We start from the raw sequence: 18937 nt of genomic DNA on the forward strand, positions 1-18937 counted from the left end.
TTTGAAATAATAGAGAGAACGTTATTTATAAAAGATTAGCGTACCAATTTATTTAGCCCATCGGCAAAGGCTTTTTTATCACGATCGCCATAAGGTTTTTGCCCGCTCATTTCTTGCAGCTCAAGCACGCCAGTACCACGCATGGTGTCCATAAAATCACGCATATTGAGCTTTTGCTTGATATTATTTTTGTCATAGACCACACCGCGTGTTGTCAGTACCATGCCACCTTTGTCCAAAATATCATTGGCCAAAGGGATGTCACTGGTAATCGCCAAATCACCCGGCTGAATCTGCTCAACGATATAATCATCGGCTTTATCAAAGCCAGAGGGCACGACAGTCATCACCAGTAGAGGCGATTTACGCAGTTTGATTGGCTGATTGGCGACAAATATTGCCATCGTTTGTGTGCGCTCAGCGGTCTTAATAATCAAGTCTTTGGCGATTAAAGGCACTGAATCTGCATCTACCCAAATCTGCATTATTTCTTAGCCTTCTCTGCTTTCGAGTTGGTTGACTCAAAATTTTGTTGCTCATTATCATCATTTGCTAAGCTTTCTTTATTTTCAGCGTCAGCCTTTACTTTAGCAGTAATTAGATCATCTTCTGCTGTTATCGGGTTATTGATGGGCGTTACCTTTTTATCAAGACCAACTTTATTAGGCAGTACGGCGACCAGCTTTGCCAATGCAGGCTCTAAGTCTGCGACATCATTTGGCATCAAGGTAATATGGGCAATTTTACGGTCATCGCGCTCTGCTTTATGATAGCTATGATAATGTACGCCATCGATATTGAGCACTTCACTGATATCAGGATATTGCCCCAAGACATTAATCATAATTGCTGGATAGACATTGTCAGTATCGCCTAGTGGCAGATTGACTACGGCACGAATATGATTCTCAAATTGGCTGGTGACAGCACCTTCAATACTCCAATGACCAGAGTTGTGCACGCGTGGCGCTATTTCGTTGGCAAGTAGAGTATCATTGCCGCGAGCATCTTTGGTCACAAATAGCTCAAGCGCCATCACCCCAACATAGCCCAAATGATTCATGACGTTAGTAATAGCATCAGTTGCTTGTTTGAATAAATGACTGGTACCAATAGCTGGTGCTTGAGTTTTGGCTAATATACCCTGATGATGATGGTTTTCGACCAAATCATAACAGCGTACCTGACCGTTTTGACCTCGTGCGGCGATGATAGAAAGCTCACGACTAAAGTGAATAAAACCTTCAGCAATCAATGGCGCTGGCGTTTGTGTAAGCGTGCCTTTACCCGTAACTGCATCCTTTAGTTCTTGCCAAGCTGCTTTGATCTCGCTGTCTTGTCTAATCACAAACTGACCTTTGCCATCATAACCGCCTCGGCTAGTTTTTAGGACAATAGGCAATCCAAGAGCATTACAAGCTTGCTGTAATTCCGCCTCTGAACTAACAGACACAAAAGGTACCGTTGCGATATCAAGCGAATTAAACATCTGCTTTTCTTTTAAGCGATCTTGCGCAATATCTAGGGCAATCGTTGGCGGGAACATGCCTTGTTTGCTGCCAGATTTTGATAGATTTGCTAGTTGCTGAACGGTAGCAGTTGGGGTATTTTCAAACTCCAAAGTGAAGACGTCAGCTGCTTCAATAAAGGCATCTAATTGCTCGCTGCTAAAAACGCGGCCATATAGACTGGCCGGACAGTCAGCGCTGTCTTCCAAAAACACACAGTGATAGCCCAATGGCATAGCCGCTTGTGCCAGCATCATGCCAAGCTGACCACCGCCTAAAATACCGATGGTGCGGATGGTTTGAGTAACAGGGTAAGCGTTCGCTATAGTCATGGCAGGCTCTTTGATTCAGATAAACAAGGGGTTAAATGCTTCAATATATGAAAATATAAATGCATATGGCTATAAAGGCTATAAAAGTCTAACGAGTTAAAATAGGAAAAGGTGCATTGTATGCACCTTGTATTTAGTAAAACTTATCTAAAAATAAATATCAAGTAAACCCGCTTATATTCAAAATGAACGATAAAAATGGTAAATATAATAATTATTTTCCAGTCGCTTAAGTTAAATACTAAGTATTAATAATACCGGGCGTTGGACTGGCAAGAATGGTGTCAGTTTGCGCTTGACGCATATTATCCAGCTTAGTCGCAATCGACTCATCATGTAATGCCAACACTTGAATCGCAAGCAGTGCCGCATTATAAGCGCCTGCTGAGCCAATAGCTAATGTGCCAACTGCCACGCCTTTGGGCATCTGAACGATAGACAGTAAGCTGTCCCAACCACTCAGCATAGAGGATTTTACAGGGACACCAAAGACAGGTAGCGGCGTTTGACTGGCACACATACCGGGCAGATGAGCTGCTCCGCCAGCGCCAGCGATAATCACTTGCAAGCCGTTGCCTTTTGCGCTTTTAGCATAATCGAATAATCTGTCTGGCGTACGATGTGCTGAAACCACTTCACATTCAAAGGCGATATCAAAGTCTGCAAGCAATTGTGCTGCTGCGCTCATGGTTGCCCAATCAGACTGCGAACCCATGATAATGCCAACTTTTGGTTGACCAACAGGGGAGGTGATAGGTGCGTTCTGATCAATAGCGTTAACCGTCGCTGAGATGATGCTCATGCTTTGATATCCTCAAAAAGACCATCATACAAAAATTTTGCTGTATTCGTAAAGCCAAGTTTGTGCTTTAATGCCAAATCGCGCATATAAAACATCATACATCTCAAAGATAGCCAAGTATGCGAGCCTCTTAATCATGATGATATTGGATAAAACGACTGGTCTTTAACGGTAAAGGCTGCTCACTATCGAGCTGATAACAGGTCAGATAACCGCTATCGACGGCTGCCGAATAATCAGTGCAGACCACTTGTGAACTGAGTGGCTCAGGGTCACCCGTTAGCCAATAATGTCCGACAAAGACAGGTTTGTGGGTTTTCAGAGTGAAGTCAATATTTTCAGCCAATACATCTTTAGGAATTTGCGCTAATGCCGATAAAGGTGCGCGCGCTACTTCATAAAGACTGCGTGTATTCAACTTATCAAGCCACCAGCGTACTCGTACGCGCGTGCGCTTAGTACCTTCTTTATCGACCATCACTAAGCCTTTAGGCAGCGGCGTTTCAACACCTTTTAACACGCGCTCTAACGCATCAAACGTTGCAGTACCTTCTCTAGAGGTCGAGATCAGCCCATGGACTGTCAGGCAATTGCTCTCTGTCAATAACGGCTGCAATATCGCCATGTTGTCGACATCCCAACAAGCATGCACAAAGCAGGCATAGTCGGTTTCAAGCCACAAAGGAATCTCATACAAGCGTCGTAGCCAATATTCATGTGTCTCTGAACCAAAAGGTACTTCTGCCAAAAACGCCTCATGCTGGCGGGTATGTATCTCATTATGTGAGCGCAGATATTGACTGCTATCATCAGGATCGAGGGTAGCGAAGGCAAGGGCATTATATTCATGATTGCCCATCACTGCATCAGCGACATCGGCATCGAGCATAGCAAAAACGATTTCTAATGTCGCTACCTGCTGTGAGCCGCGATCAATCAAATCCCCAATAAATAGCGCACGATGACCGGCTGGCGGCACAAAGTACTGACCATTATGCACATAACCCAATTGCTGTAGCAATCCAACCAGCTTGTCTGCATAGCCGTGAATATCACCGATAACATCTATAATCATAGTAAAGTTTCAAATCTTAAATATAAAAGGGCGTAAAAAGCGGTTTTGTGAAAATGATAGCCACTGTTATCCGTATTTTCTTGATTCGTTACTGTTATTTTCAGTCAATTTTTTCAAAACCCAGGTGACAACAGCGCATTTAGAAAATGTGGTAGTACTTTTGGCTCTAAAATGATGGTGGCTATCACCCCAAATGCGCCACCCCACATATGGGCCATATGATTGATGTTTGAGCCGCCGCGTTTATCAGAATAGATACTGTAAGCGACGTAGGCTACTGCAAATAAGATAGCGGGAATAGGGATGATCGCAAACAGATAGATTTTTTCCCAAGGAGCAAGCAATATAAACGCAAACAATACAGCAGAGACACCGCCTGATGCGCCAAGGCTTAAATAGCTGGCACTTTGCTTATGCTTAATATAACTTGGAATCATCGCAACAATAATAGCCAGTACATAGAAAAGCAGAAAACCATAACCGAACAAAAACTTCTGGTATAAGCTCTCAATGGCACGACCAAAAAAGTATAAAGTGAACATATTAAAGAGCAAGTGCATGCTGTCAGCATGGATAAATCCATGAGTCACAAAGCGATCCCATTGACCATTGTTCACTGCTGGGGGATAAAAAATCAGTCGATTAAACACTGCTTTGTTTTGCCACGCCAATAGACTGACAATAACCGTAATAATAATGATAAGCGTCGTCTGGTTAAACAAAGGGTAGTCCTTAGGTTGGGTCTAGATAGCAGTGATAAGTAAGGCAATACTTATAACATAAGTTGTATGGGTTATTGTCATCCAAATATGAGTAATAAACAGTTACGTATTCATCTTAATAATAGCAGCAGCGATTATCATGCAAAAACCAATATGCGACAAAATTGTGCTTTAATGCTTGTTTATATTGAATAATATAACATCGTACGAGTGACAGTGAGTAATGCTTCGTATACTGACAGTAACGACTGATGCTATGACCAATCAAAATATATCGACTATATATGTAATATTAACGCTGACAGAGGCAGTAACTTATGAGTATCATCGATCAACTAGAGCAAACGGTGACCCCAGCTATATTGGGTAACAATGGTAGCGTCTCCCATGTCAGCTTATTGGAACAATTTTATGCGATTTTGGCATCGCGTTTGGCATTGCCACATATCTACTCACAGTTATTGCGTATTGATGCCACCGTTATCAATGAGAATGTCGCACAACCGCCGTTATTTGAGCAACTTTGGCAAACCGCAAGCTTACGTCGGTTGATGATTCAAGAGCTGGCAGCGACCCATCATATTGATGAGTTTACGACGATGCAGCTGCTAATGAATGCCGCGCCACTGGCCTATCAAGAGTTAAAAATACTGGCAAATGGACGATTTTTGCCAGCCTTTTTGCAAGGTGAACAAGCCTCATTGCGCCCTTATTTGCCGATATGGTCCGCACCTATCATTGGCGCGCCGCAGCATACTGATGATGAGCTGTTTCAGAGCCAGAGAGTATTGGCAGGGACTGTGATACCAGCTGTTACTTTAAATAACTACAAGCCCGCCGCTGTCGATATTATCGCTTCACCGAGTTTCACAGCAGAATCGCCGATACCAACTTTAGATGAGCGTCTCAGCACTGATTCGATTCATGTCAGTCCAGCAGAGCATCATTTGGCAGAAAATAGCAGCCTACGCCGAGAAAAAACACGTACCCGTAATCAACGTAATGACATGTTGCTATGGACATTTGTATTACTAGGGGCAGTGACCGCTATTGGACTTGTGTGGGCATTATTAATCAAGCCAAATGACACGCCGCCAGTAGAGGCTGCGGTGACAACGCCAGTTGTCGTGCCGCCTGTGATTGAACCGCCCGTACAAGTGGTAACGCCAATTGAGCTCATAGTGGGGGTGGATAACAATGGCAGTCTTTATACTTGTAGTGGGTCAGTGGGCGATGTCGCGCTACAAAGCCTATTACAACAGGCGCTCAATACTAGCTTTGGTGAGCAGGCAGGGATGTGTCAGTTAACTGTCAAAGAAGGCGTTGCCAGCAGCGTTGCCAATATGCCAATAGAGGTATTACCTAATGTGCTGACATTATTAAGAGCAGCGCCGTTTGCGCGCTTACAATTACAGAATGATCGCATCACGGTAGAGGCGCCTGATGCTATGCAGCTACAGCGCTTAATGACAGATATGCGTACATTGCTACCATCGATGATGATTGAGAGTACTGCACCACTACCATTACCTAGCAACCCTAATGATATGAATAATGGTATCGTGGAGCAACAAGGTATGGCGACCAATAATTTTAATAATCAATTTGAGAATGCGCCTGCCAATAACAACGCTAACAACAGCGCTAATAATGTGGAATATCAAGCACCAGACGATGAGACCAACGATAGTGTGATGCCAGCACCTGTCAGAAATAATAATACTAATAATTTTAATAACGCGCCTTCAGGTTCAAATGGCTCTATCTCTTTATCTGAAGTTGATGACATGGCAAACAATGTTATTGTGGTTGAACCTGCTCAAGTCAGAAGATAAGTCACTATCATTTTTAAAGACTATAAAACGTTAAAAAGTGTCTTATATTTTATAAGGCACTTTTTTGTTTCCACTAATAAGCAGTTTTTTAGGCAATATTTAATTGGTACTGTTTTAATATTGCAATTTAACGTTGAGCTGAATATAGATTCGCAATTTTCACTTTATAGGCATCATAGTTACGAGTAACAACTGAAATATTACTTATTGTAGCATTTGCACAACAGCGCGTTGATTGTGAACGCCTTCTTAATACTTTTATAATGACGAAAGCTGAATCTGATCATTGCCCACTTTATAGCGTAGCTAGGTGTTATTTCAGACGATTAAATTTTAGATTAATACTGTTATATATTAGCACTGACATAACGCGCTTTTTTTTGAGCGCCTAAACGATATAAAACAAGTCACATAAAATAATGATGAATCGAGGAAGGATGCTATGGATATTATTAGTCATTTGACACGGACAGTCAGTCCAGCGGTACTTGGAGACGATCACAATCCCGCCAAGAAAAATTTACTTGAACAGTTCTATGCTATTTTTGCGGCGCGTCTAGCAGACAATCAGACCCATGACCGTTTTGCCAATGAAACGATTGCTCGTGATGATCAAGGTTTTTATGATCGTGTATGGACAGAAGACGCACATCGCGATCAAATCGCTCGCGAGCTTGCCGGTAAGCATAACGTCGATGTTACGGCTGCTCGTGGCTTAATTGCCATGGCAGCCCCGCTTGCTTATCATGAAATCAAAAGTTTGGCAGGTACGACTCCAGTACCGCAATTTTTAAACGAAAATATTGACAGTTATCAGCGTCATATTCCCGTATGGGCAACGGCTGTATTGCCTGTTGGCGTGATTGCTGCTGCTCCTGTTTCTACTGGTATGCATATATCAGATACTGTGAGCACCGCGCCGCTACAGCGCGAAGCAGAAAAAGATGGCAGCTTTATGAAGGCGCTGTTACCTATTATTGGATTGATTATTTTAGGGGCTTTAGCTTGGGCGCTATTAAGAGGCTGTCAAGATAAGCCTGAGCCGGTCGGCAAGCCTGTTGTGACAGAGCAACAAGCCGCGGATAGTGATGGGCAGGCAGTTGCAGGTGATATTACACCAGCATCCTTGCGTATTGCTACTGGTGAAAATAGTGAGCTATATGCATGCCGTATGGATGTGGGTAATGACACACTACAGAGCAATGTCATGACTGCGCTGACTGGCGTGTTTGGTGATGCCGCCAATAATTGCCGTGCAGATGTCGATGATAATTTCTCAATAGATATGCCAGCGACTGCGCAGCTTGCCACTATTTTACCTATTTTTAAAAATGTCCCAAATGCCAGTATGTTGGTCAAAGGCGATACGATTACGGTCAATGCTGCTGATACTGCCGCTTTAACCAAATTGGTATCTGATTTACAAGCTGCTGCGCCAGCGATGACAGTTATTGCTGAAGGTCCACTGAATGAGCAAACTGAGATTGCTGATAGCTTAACAGCGTCTGAGGCGGCAATGGATAACTTGGGTCAGAACCCCGATCCTCGTGATGTCGCTCGCGCCTTAAGTCTACAAGTGGTCAATTTTGAAGTAGATAAAGCGGTGATTCCTGACGCCAATAAAGCGCTATTAGATCGCGCTGTGAAGCTAATGGAGCAAGTGCCCAATATGACACTGATGATTATTGGTCACACTGACAAAACAGCGGATGCTGCTTATAATCTAAAGCTATCAGAAGAGCGTGCGCAGGCTATGAAGGCGTATTTGGTCGCGCAAGGTGTTGATCCGAGTAAGCTTATGACCAAAGGTATGGGTGAGACCGATCCTATAGCGGACAATACGACAGACCAAGGTCGTTTCCGTAACCGCCGTATCGAGTTTGTGGTCTATGACGAAACGACTACGGCCAATGATGGCTTAGCGATTAATAGTGATGCGCTTGATCCAGACCTAAATCCATTAGACAGCGACAACGATGATTTAATGCCAGATGCTGATGATGCTAGCCGTGGTACGGCATTGGATCCAGCTGCAACCAATTAAGCGAAGCGTTAAGATACATTGAATTAAACTATTAAGCAGAAAAACCGCATCTTAATCAAGGTGCGGTTTTTATTTTGTCTATTCTTCTATATCAAATTAACTTGATTGCTACCTATTAGATGTAACTGGTTGGGTCTTTTAACTCAAGATTAGCGGATGCCTTAGAGTCTAATTGAGTAGGAAAAAACGTCTGTGAGATATTCTCTTTTGCTTGTTGCCAATCATCAAACTGCTGACAAGTCGATTCAAGGTCGCCTTGCCAAGCGGGTATCTGTCCACACATGGTTTTGATACGTTTTTGATTGGGATAGGGTAGCTCTTGCGCCGCTTTTGCTGCTTCATGAGCCGCGACACGGTCATTACAGACCAAAGCAATATCACAGCCAGCGTTAATCGCTGCTTTGACGCGCGCACTGACATCACCCGCAGCTTTTGCCCCTGCCATAGACAAGTCATCAGAAAATAACACCCCATCAAAATTCAGCTGCTCACGAATAATGTCTTTGAGCCAAATCTTAGAAAAACCCGCTGGTTTATTATCTACTTGCGAAAAAATCACATGTGCTGGCATCAAAGCATCAAGCCAAGGCAACGTTTGCGCAAATGGCTGCATATCACTGTTCATAATCTCATCTAAACTACGATCATCGATGGCTTCTGCAACATGCGAGTCGGGGGCTATTGCACCGTGACCAGGGAAATGCTTGCCCGTGGTTGCCATGCCAGCGGCTTTCATACCACGCATAAACTGGCTTGCCAAAGCGGTGATAGCTTGCGGCTCATGGTGGAAGCTGCGATCACCGATAACTTGGCTGATACCATCTCTATCGAGCACCGGTGCAAAGCTCAAATCAATCCCGACAGCCAATACTTCTGCTGCCATCAAATAGCCACAATCATATGCACAGTCTAGAGCGCGATTGGGGTCTTGGTTAAATAACTCACCAAGTCTTCCCATCGCTGGCAGTGGCGTAAAACCGTTACGCAATCTGGCAACGCGTCCGCCTTCTTGATCGACCCCAATCAGAATGTCAGCGTTGTGACAACGTATGTCGTCACACAGCGCGCGCACTTGGGCGGCATCGGTGACGTTTCTGGCGAATAATATGACCCCACCAACTTGTGCTTGTCTAATCAAGCTGACATCTTCAGCCGTCAGCGCGGTACTATCGATATCAATCATCAAAACACCATACATTGCGTGATCCTTATGAGGTTATATATTGTTATATGCTACGGTAAACTAAAAAGTCATAAGAAATGACATTTATTATTCATCGCTGTCAGGGGCTTATTATGACAGTAATTACGAGTCCAGCATAATGTATCACGGGAATTCATTTGAAGACATTTTAATACATTGAACGATATTCGTTAAATAGAGTTATCTGGTTTATATAGTAGGAAACTTGGTATGAGCGCGCGCAGCGTGTAAGATTGTTTATACAGTTTGAGACAGAGCTATATTCATGCCCATGCTAGTATTGATTGGTTTTTTAACGATAAAACCAACATAATCCTTACGCAGATATAAGCTTTTAGTGCTAGCGTAACGCATGGTTTAGTGTTAAATATAAGAGAGTAAAAATAGCTGGATTTTATGGACAGCCATTTATAGATATTTTTTGATTTTGCTAAAAACAGAGCATACTTTTCACTTAAAATAATTAGGTAGATATGATGAAAAAACAACCAGCACAGTGGTTACTCAGTGCAGCGTCAGTGGGCATCGCAGGTTTAATTCTTACCCAGAGCTACGGCACCGCAGTAGCTGATACCAATACCGAAGGTTTTAAACAGACGCCTGAGCAACAGGTTACCACGCGCCAAGTAGCGGCATTGCTGGATCGCAGTCATTATCTTAATCAGCCACTGGATACAGCGACTGGTAGCGAGATTTTGTCTATGTATATCGATAGTCTCGATCCAAACCATACGTTGTTTTTGCAATCTGATGTCGATGAGTTTAAGAAAAAGTATGCCGATGAATTTGGTGCGCGTTTAAAGCGTGGTGATTTGTCTACTGGGGTAGAAGTATTTGAGCGCTATCGTAAACGCTCAAATGAGTATTTTGCCATGGCAAAAAAGATGCTAAAAACGGATATTAATTTGACCAGCAAAGATAACATTGTCCTTGACCGTGAAAAGCTCAATCATTTTAAGACCAAAAAAGAGCAGCGCGACTATTGGGCAAGTCAGTTAAAGTTTCAGTTGATGAGTATTACTTTAGGTAAGGAAGACGAAAAAGCAAAAGAAAAAGTCTTTTTAGACAACCCGGATATCACGCGTGGTCAAGATTTGGTCCGTAATGATGAGCGCACGCCAAGTGAGATTTTACTGAATCGCTTATCTCGTCAGCAAGAGCAATTTACCCGTCTCAAAGATGATGAGATTATGGAAACCATCTTAAACACGGCGATGCTGACCTACGATCCTCACAGTAATTATTACGCGCCAATTCAAGCCAATGAGCTGCAAATACAATCTAGCCTACAGTTAGAAGGGATTGGGGTATCTATCCGCCCTGACCGTAAAAACCCAGACTATACGCGTATTGTGACCTTAGTCGATGGCGGTCCGGCAGCTAAATCCGGTCAAATTAAGCCTAACGACTTAATTATTGGTATTGCCAAAGATGGCGAGACTATGACTGATGTGGTCGGCTGGTCAACCCGTGAAATCGTCAGTTTGATTCGTGGTAAACGCGGTACATCGGTGACGATTAAAGTTCGTCAGCCTAATACCCCTGATGCCAGTGCTCGTAATGTGACTGTGGTTCGAGATATTATTGCACAAGAAGAATCAGGCGTCACTCAGCGTGTCGTTGAAGTTCAGCGTCCAAATATCGATAAAACTCCGAAACGTATCGGTGTTCTTGAAATACCAAGCTTTTATTTGAACTACCGAGCCCGCCGTAATGGTGAAGATTATCGTAGTGTCAGTATCGATACCGAAAAAGCATTGAAAGAGTTAAATACAAAGAATATCGATGGCTTGGTCGTTGATTTGCGCAATAATCCAGGTGGCTCACTAGATGAAGTTGCCAAGATGCTTGGCTTCTTTATTAAGAGTGGTCCGCTAGTACAGATTCGTGATAATCGTGGCAATATTCAAGTTTACCGTGATGATGACGGTGGTGAGCAGCTATATGATGGTAAGGTAGTCGTTTTGACCAATCTTGCATCTGCGTCAGCAAGTGAGATTTTTGCCGCCGCTATTCAGGATTATGGACGTGGCTTGGTAGTCGGTAGCACGACAACAGGTAAAGGCTCAGCGCAAATCCAATTAGACAGCTTGGCGCTTGGTTCGGCGACATTAACGCAGCGTAAATTCTATCGTATCACCGGTGGTAGTACGCAGAATAAAGGCGTGGTCCCTGATATTGAATTGGTCAACATCTATGACGATGCAACCTTTGGCGAGCGCGCACAGAAAAAGGCGCTGCCTTGGGATACAATTAAGACTGCACCGTATAAGCCCGAAGGTAAATTCACGTCGAATACCTTGGCGACTCTTAACCAACAGTCAAAAATCCGCCAACAAAAAAATCCGCAGTTCGTTTATTTATCAACGCTCAATGATATCCGTAATATGGAAGATGAGAAAAAACCAGTTGCGCTCGATATCAATAAACGCCGTGCCAAAATGCAGCTAATAGAAAAACGCTCCCTAGAGGCTGAGAACAAGCGTCAGATTGCAACTGGTGAGCGTCCTTATGCCAACTGGAATACTTATCAAGCGGCAATGGATGCGAAGTTTGAAGAGCGTAGTCAGATGAAGGCTGCTGAGCGTCCAGAGCTACCAGAAGATGAAGCTTTCATTAATGAAGCGGCTTATATTATGCTCAGTGCTGAGCCAACAAAGCTGAGCAGTCCTGAAGAAAAGCTATAAAAATTATTGTAGACTATTATTTATTCAGCTGCCCAAACTCTACGAAAATTGTACGTAAGCATATGCTTACAAGGATTGACGTTTAGACCTCTTACTTAGTATGGGTCAATCTGCGATTATACATCTACGGCACGATTGAACTGAAAGGTTCAGAGGTACTAGGGATTGGTATCTGGAAAGTCGCATAAGGGATAGGTAGTTTGCTGATTAGGGATGATAGGGCTGGATGCCCGACCGTTATAAAATACTTCGGGATTAAGTATTGAATGACAGTAACATGGATGGTTGGTAATAAAAGCCGCATAATGCTAGTCATTATGCGGCTTTGTTACGTCTGGGCTTTGTGATATTTTAAAGGTCTTAACTTCAAGTAATTGCAGATAAAAACCTTTAAATTTGCTTATAAAAAAGGGTCAATAGAAAAATCTACTGACCCCTTGCAACAAAGGATGGGCTTCATCACTCATTGTTTAGGCATCTAGCACAATAATCTATAAGAGATTAGTGTTCAACGCCACCTGCGCCATGTACATGACCGTGGTTTAGTTCATCTTCAGTAGCAGCACGTACTTCTTGGATTTCAACATCAAAAGTCAAACGCTTGCCAGCTAGTGGATGGTTTGCATCAACAGTCACTTCTTTGTCACTGACGGCAGTCACAGTAACTAGCATCACTTGACCACCAGCTTCTGACTGAAATTGCATACCAGGCTGGATATCTTCAACGCCTTGGAAGTTGTCACGTGGTACATGTTGTACCGCTTGTTCTTGGTATTCGCCGTAACCGTCAGCAGGCTCAACAACAGCATTAACTCTTTCGCCAGCAGATTTACCTTCTAGTTGTTGCTCTAGACCTGGGATGATATTACTGTGACCATGCAAATAAGCAAGTGGTTGACCTTCTGGAGATTGGTCAAGGATATTACCTTCGTCGTCTTTTAGCGTGTAGTTGAACTTGACGGCAGTGTCTTTTGCGATAGTAGTCATAAATTATCCTAAATATGTTGATATTAAAAATTAAATACGGTTGCAATAAACCTAAAAAAGCCAATCAGCCAGCCAAATAGCCACGTCATCAGTTAATTATCATCAGTTTATTAGGGTAACTTTAGCAGTTAGCCTCTTTAATTGCGATAACTCCCATCACTTTCAAGGTTAAAACAACAAAAAATGCCAATTAATCGTGTAATTGAGCAGAATAATCCATGTTTTTAGCATATTAACCAAATACTGCGTTGCTGGTTTTAGGTTCGCCAGTTGCGTTTTTGAGCAATGACTTCTACCATAGCAATAATTATAAGGATAAAAAAATATGACTTCACTCTCTCATGCTGCCGATAATCAGCCATCTAATATTAACTACCAATTCGACTTTGAACGTTTTTTAGAACATCTGGTTGATGTGACTCTTAGGTTTACAGCAGATACAGACGCGCCAAGCTTATGGCTACCGGCATGGATACCGGGCAGTTATTTGATGCGTGAATTTGCTCGAAATATCACCGCTGTACATTACGAGATATTGGATAAAGAGTTATCGGATAACCAGATTGCGAATAATAAAAATCCTAAGTGTTATCGCGCGCAAAAAACTGATAAGCACACATGGCAATTGCCACACGCAAAAGCAGGGCAAACGATAAGCGTATATTACGAAGTATATTGTTATGATTTATCGGTACGCACGGCTTATGTGGATCAGCAGCGCTTGTACGGCAATTTTACTTCTTTGGCATTGGCAGTTGCTGGGCAAGAGCAATCACCAATCCAAGTTAGCTTGATGGTACCTGAAGCCTTTTTTATGGATAAAAATAAAGAGCAAGTATTACTGGCGTGGGGACTTAAAGCTACATACTTACAAAGCGATGAGCAATATTTATATGGTGTGCAAGCGGACAGCTATCACGAACTGATTGATTATCCATTTGAGATTGCGATACAAGAGAAATTTGATTTTATCATTCAAGATAATCAGCGTCAGACGCTGAGCCATCAATTTTTCCTCGCGGGTAAGCATAATGCCAATATGGGACGATTGCAGCAAGACCTAACTCGGATCTGCCAGACGTATCTCAATTGGTTGGGTGACGCGCCATTTAATGATTATACTTTTATGACTTATGCTAGTGGGCAAGATTATGGCGGCTTGGAGCACATCAATTCGACCAGTTTGATTACCCCACGCCGTGATTTACCTCGTATCAATGAACCAACAATGCCAAGTAGTGATTATCAGCGATTTTTAGGCTTGTGTAGTCATGAGTATTTTCATGCGTGGTGGGTCAAGACAGTTCGTCCCGATGTGATGCTAGATGTGGATTTACGCCACGAAGCTTTTACACCTTTGCTATGGGTATTTGAAGGCTTTACCTCCTATATCGACGATTTTATGCTGCAAGCCTCAGGGGTTATTGATAAGGCAAGCTATCTAAAGTTATTGGCAGAACAAATTAATCGCTATCACCAAACGCCGGGTCGCGCACAGCAAAGTGTGGCAGAATCGAGCTTTGATGCGTGGATTAAGCTGTATCGCAACGATGAAAATACTGGCAATGCGGGTATCAGTTACTACAATAAAGGAGCTTTAGTGGCGTTATGTCTGGATTTAACGCTACTAGAAAAGAGCGCGGGACGTTATCGTTTATTTGATGTGGTCAAAGCTTTTTATGAACAAGCGAAGCAAAATGACAAAAAGCGCGTCGGGATCAGTAGTGCCGATATGGGGACTATTATTGGGCAGTTTATGCCATTAGCGGATTGGGAAGATTTTGAGCGCTGCTATGTTAATGGCGTTGAAGAGTTGCCTCTGAAATCGTTGTTAGCCGCTAACGGTATTCAGTTACATAGCAATACCAAAGAGACCGCTGATAAACATGTACCGTGGGGCATGAGATGTGCTGAAACGCCAATAGGACTCAAGGTCAGTAAGGTAGCGCGCGCGAGCGCCGCGGCAAAAGCTGGACTCTCAGCACATGATGTTATTATCGCAATTGATGGTATCAAAGCAGATAACAAACAACTAGCACTATTCAATGATGCATCACACGATATTGAATGCCATTTGTTTCGCCGTGATGAGCTGATGACGGTTAAGGTTGTACCGAAAGTCGATACAGATGAGAGTGATGGTTTAGATAAAGTCTGTCCACATAGTATTAGCTTGCGTTTAGCAAAGGCTAATACAGATGATGAAAATAAAATAAATGAATTAAAAACAGAAAGTGCTTGGTTAGATGTGATGAAGGGTGCTCAGTCATAGTGATTTGGCTATCACACGTAGTTGAGTGCTCTACAAAGATAGTGGCTACTATAAAATTAGCAGCTATTAAAAAGCCCATACTAAACAATGATGCTTAGTATGGGCTTTGTGTTATACGCTTAAAATTTAAGCATTAGGTTTTGTGGTTTTGGCAACCTTTACGGCTTCTTTCTGGTTTGCAGAAGTATCTTGATCGGTAACACTGCTTGCATCTTTTTCTGCATTAACTAACGTTTGTGCAATCCACTCTTGTAACCATATAATTTCAGGCTGCTGGGCATCAATGATGTCTTGTGCCAATTTAAGCATTTCTTTATCAGTACCATATTGGAGCTGTACCATTGCCATATCTACCGCGCCGCGATGATGAGGCAGCATACCACGTGCAAATGCCATGTCTGGCACAGGGTTTGCGATGCCAGTCATCATGTCGTCATGCATGGCTTGCATGCCTGCCGTATAAGCTTGTTGCATTGCTTGGGTATTGGGCTTCGGCTTGGGCGCATCAGGGTGGCTAGCAAGCCATTTATTTATAATATCAATCTCAAGCTGCTGTGAGTCAATGATGTCTTTTGCCAGCTTACGCATCGTCTCATCAGTACCGTATTTAAGCTCAATCTTTGCCATATCTACTGCACCATGATGATGCCCAAGCATACTTTTTGCAAAGGCTGTATCAGGATCATTATAAGCCATACCTACCATCATCTCATTATGCATATCAGTCATAGACTTCGTATAGTCTTTAAATATGTCCGTCATTGGCATCTCATCTGGCGTAGTATCAGCAGTCATCATATCGTGAGCATCCATATCTTTATGGCTGTCAACTTGCTCTGATACGACCGGTGCATCGTCTTGCACTGCATTCACCTCAACATCATCTGATGCTGGCTGGCAAGCACTTATTAATAGCGCAGCAGACACGCCAGTAGCAAACAAGGCAAAACGATGAAAAGCAGTCATGACATATCCTTACCATAAATTGAACAAGAAGCTTAGCAAAAACGCATATGAATCATATGAATCATATGAATCATATGAATCATATGATTCATATAAAGCATATAAAGCATATAAAGCATATAAAGCATATAAAGCATATAAAGCATATAACTAAATGTTAACAGATAAATCTTACTCTTTCGAGACGCTATGTTTAAGATGTCGTAATATAGTGAGCTTAAATAAAAAAAGCTATCTTAAGTACAACTTTACTTAGGTATTATTATAGCTAACCTATGACGCCAAGTTTTCGGCATTGCTCACTATTTAAATGAATGCGTACAAACTCACCAACGCCCAACTCTCCAAGCTCAAATCCTGCCACTGACCAGCGTATCAAGCGTAAGCAAGGCAGCCCTACATGCGCAGTCATACGCCTCACTTGGCGATTTTTGCCTTCATAAATAGTCAGCATCAACCATGACGTTGGGATATTTTTACGCTCACGAATAGGCGGATCGCGCTCCCATAATGTAATCGGCAAGTCGGCTTCATCGACAAGTACTGCAGAGGCAGGCAATGTCTTACCGTCTTTCAAGACCACGCCTGACGCCAGCGCCTTTAATTGGACAGCAGTGACCATGCCTTCTACTTGCACCAAATAAGTCTTACCTTGTTTTTGTTTGTTTTGCGCAAAACCTTTTGTAGATGGTGGCTGCGTAATGGCTTTATTGATACGTCCATCACTGGTCAAAATCAGCAGCCCCTCTGAGGTAGCATCAAGCCGACCAGCGATACGGAGTGACTTGTCCGTGAAATATTCTGATAGAGTAGTATGGTCATTATTGCTGTCATCACGGAATTGACTTTGTACTCCGTAAGGCTTATTAAACAAAATCAGGCTAGAGCTGGACATAAAATAGCGTTTCCCAAAAATAAAATGGCGGATAGCAGGACATATACTATAAGAATTAATATATGAGTAAAGCCTAAAGGTAGAGGCGTGTTTTACCTTAAGTTTATCGTATTGTACAAACATTTATAATGCTGTCATCACCATGATAAAACAGCTAGCATAACAGAATGCCAAGGACGCTTAAAACACATAATACCTATCAAGGAGTATCACCTCATGTCATATAACAAGGTTATCGTACCAATAAACGGCGAAAAAATAACCGTAAATGCTGATTTATCCTTCAATATTCCAAATCATCCGATCATTCCCTTTATCGAAGGCGATGGCATCGGCGTTGATATCACACCTGTCATGATTGAAGTGATTGATGCGGCAGTTGAAAAAGCTTATAAAGGCAAAAAGTCCATCGTTTGGATGGAGACCTATTGCGGTGAAAAAGCGTCTAAAATTTATGACGGCGAATTTATGCCAGAAGAGACGCTTGATGTGTTGCGTGATTATGTCATCAGTATAAAAGGTCCGCTGACCACGCCAGTTGGCGGTGGTATGCGCTCGCTGAACGTGGCAATGCGACAAGAGCTTGATTTGTACGTTTGTCAGCGTCCTGTACGTTGGTTCGAAGGCGTTCCAAGTCCTGTCCAACATCCTGAGTTGACTGATATGATTATTTTCCGCGAAAACTCAGAAGATATCTATGCCGGTATCGAGTGGAAAGCAGGCAGTGAGGATGCCAAAAAAGTCATTAAGTTTTTAAAAGAAGAGATGGGCGTGACACAGATTCGCTTTTCAGAAGATTGTGGCATTGGTATCAAGCCAGTATCAAAAGAGGGCTCACAGCGTTTGATTTGTAAAGCCATTCAGCACGCCATCGACAATGACTTGCCCAATGTGACGCTTGTGCATAAAGGCAATATTATGAAGTTCACTGAAGGCGCTTTTAAAGAGTGGGGATATGAGGCTGCTACTGAGTGCTTTGGTGCTCAATTACTAGATGGTGGCCCTTGGATGACGATAACAAATCCTAAGACAGGTCATAAGATTGTGATTAAAGATGTGATTGCGGATGCGTTTTTGCAGCAAATCCTGATGCGTCCAGCTGACTACTCAGTGATTGCGACATTAAACCTAAACGGCGACTACATCTCTGACGCGTTAGCCGCGCAAGTCGGTGGTATCGGTATTGCTCCGGGTGCTAATAAAGGAGTTGCTATTGCCGTATATGAGGCAACACATGGTACAGCGCCAAAGTACGCCGGACAAAACAAAGTCAATCCGGGTTCGCTTATTTTGTCAGCTGAGATGATGCTACGTGATATGGGCTGGACAGAGGCTGCTGACTTGGTCATCGAAGGTATCCAAGGTGCTATCAAAAATAAGACCGTGACCTACGATTTTGAACGCTTGATGCCGGATGCCACCTTACTGAGTACCTCTGAGTTTGGTAAAGCAATCATCAAACATATGAATGCGTAAGAAAATGATGTCTTTTACACAATGTCTTGTAAATAGTCTCTGACATAAAAATCACTCATTAATAAAAGACAAAAAAACACCCCAAAATCTAAGATATTTGGGGTGTTTTGTTTACGCTAATGTCACTTCTAT

At 42.8% G+C, this 18937-nt stretch carries 14 protein-coding genes; 5 read left to right on the plus strand and 9 right to left on the minus strand.

The genetic code is table 11. The features are described 5' to 3' along the window. Positions 1–35: 35 nt before the first annotated feature. The 5 genes from PSYCG_RS01530 to PSYCG_RS01550 all read right to left on the minus strand — a co-directional run bounded on the left by PSYCG_RS01530 (position 36) and on the right by PSYCG_RS01550 (position 4439). The gene (locus PSYCG_RS01530; protein WP_011279582.1) at positions 36–485 is read right to left on the minus strand and encodes a YaiI/YqxD family protein; all 450 of its coding nucleotides are present in this window, start codon (positions 483–485) and stop codon (positions 36–38) included. Next, entirely contained in the window at positions 485–1840 is a 1356-nt protein-coding gene (locus tag PSYCG_RS01535) for a 5-(carboxyamino)imidazole ribonucleotide synthase (protein ID WP_020442656.1), read from the minus strand. Before PSYCG_RS01535 ends, PSYCG_RS01530 begins: the two co-directional genes overlap by 1 nt. A 241-nt stretch (positions 1841–2081) precedes the next feature. Next, positions 2082–2642, minus strand: a complete 561-nt coding sequence (purE, locus tag PSYCG_RS01540) for a 5-(carboxyamino)imidazole ribonucleotide mutase (protein ID WP_020442657.1) — start codon at positions 2640–2642, stop codon at positions 2082–2084. A gap of 130 nt (positions 2643–2772) precedes the next feature. Beyond that, positions 2773–3717: a metallophosphoesterase gene (locus PSYCG_RS01545; protein WP_020442659.1), complete on the minus strand. Its 945-nt coding sequence runs from the start codon at positions 3715–3717 to the stop codon at positions 2773–2775. 113 nt (positions 3718–3830) lie between these two features. Then, on the minus strand, positions 3831–4439 hold the full coding sequence (locus PSYCG_RS01550; protein WP_020442660.1) for a rhomboid family intramembrane serine protease: 609 nt from the start codon (positions 4437–4439) through the stop codon (positions 3831–3833). Between the two features lie 317 nt (positions 4440–4756). Between PSYCG_RS01550 and PSYCG_RS01555 the strand changes: the two genes are divergently transcribed. Then, on the plus strand, positions 4757–6274 hold the full coding sequence (locus PSYCG_RS01555) for a hypothetical protein (protein WP_020442662.1): 1518 nt from the start codon (positions 4757–4759) through the stop codon (positions 6272–6274). A 442-nt stretch (positions 6275–6716) separates the two neighbouring features. Next, positions 6717–8318, plus strand: a complete 1602-nt coding sequence (locus tag PSYCG_RS01560) for an OmpA family protein (RefSeq protein WP_020442663.1) — start codon at positions 6717–6719, stop codon at positions 8316–8318. A 115-nt stretch (positions 8319–8433) separates the two neighbouring features. Here the strand turns inward: PSYCG_RS01560 and nagZ are convergent, their stop codons facing one another. Beyond that, a complete protein-coding gene (nagZ, locus tag PSYCG_RS01565; RefSeq protein ID WP_020442664.1) occupies positions 8434–9516 on the minus strand; it encodes a beta-N-acetylhexosaminidase in 1083 nt (360 codons plus the stop codon). 482 nt (positions 9517–9998) lie between these two features. Between nagZ and PSYCG_RS01570 the strand changes: the two genes are divergently transcribed. After that, a complete protein-coding gene (locus tag PSYCG_RS01570; RefSeq protein WP_020442665.1) occupies positions 9999–12209 on the plus strand; it encodes a carboxy terminal-processing peptidase in 2211 nt (736 codons plus the stop codon). Positions 12210–12710: 501 nt separating this feature from the next. On the opposite strand, the gene PSYCG_RS01575 is transcribed toward PSYCG_RS01570, so the two are convergent. Then, on the minus strand, positions 12711–13196 hold the full coding sequence (locus PSYCG_RS01575) for an FKBP-type peptidyl-prolyl cis-trans isomerase (RefSeq protein ID WP_011279591.1): 486 nt from the start codon (positions 13194–13196) through the stop codon (positions 12711–12713). 325 nt (positions 13197–13521) lie between these two features. Between PSYCG_RS01575 and PSYCG_RS01580 the strand changes: the two genes are divergently transcribed. Then, positions 13522–15468, plus strand: a complete 1947-nt coding sequence (locus PSYCG_RS01580) for a M61 family metallopeptidase (RefSeq protein ID WP_020442666.1) — start codon at positions 13522–13524, stop codon at positions 15466–15468. Between the two features lie 126 nt (positions 15469–15594). On the opposite strand, the gene PSYCG_RS01585 is transcribed toward PSYCG_RS01580, so the two are convergent. Together PSYCG_RS01585 and PSYCG_RS01590 are read right to left on the minus strand one after the other, a co-directional pair. After that, positions 15595–16434 carry a DUF305 domain-containing protein gene (locus PSYCG_RS01585; RefSeq protein WP_020442667.1) on the minus strand — a complete coding sequence of 280 codons (840 nt, stop codon included), beginning with the start codon at positions 16432–16434 and terminating at the stop codon, positions 15595–15597. 268 nt (positions 16435–16702) lie between these two features. Continuing rightward, positions 16703–17329: an rRNA large subunit pseudouridine synthase E gene (locus PSYCG_RS01590; RefSeq protein WP_020442669.1), complete on the minus strand. Its 627-nt coding sequence runs from the start codon at positions 17327–17329 to the stop codon at positions 16703–16705. Between the two features lie 216 nt (positions 17330–17545). Between PSYCG_RS01590 and icd the strand changes: the two genes are divergently transcribed. Continuing rightward, entirely contained in the window at positions 17546–18805 is a 1260-nt protein-coding gene (gene icd, locus PSYCG_RS01595) for an NADP-dependent isocitrate dehydrogenase (RefSeq protein WP_020442670.1), read from the plus strand. The last annotated feature ends 132 nt before the right edge of the window (positions 18806–18937 follow it).

It is taken from the genome of Psychrobacter sp. G (genome assembly GCF_000418305.1).
GTDB classification, from domain to species: Bacteria; Pseudomonadota; Gammaproteobacteria; order Pseudomonadales; family Moraxellaceae; genus Psychrobacter; species Psychrobacter cryohalolentis.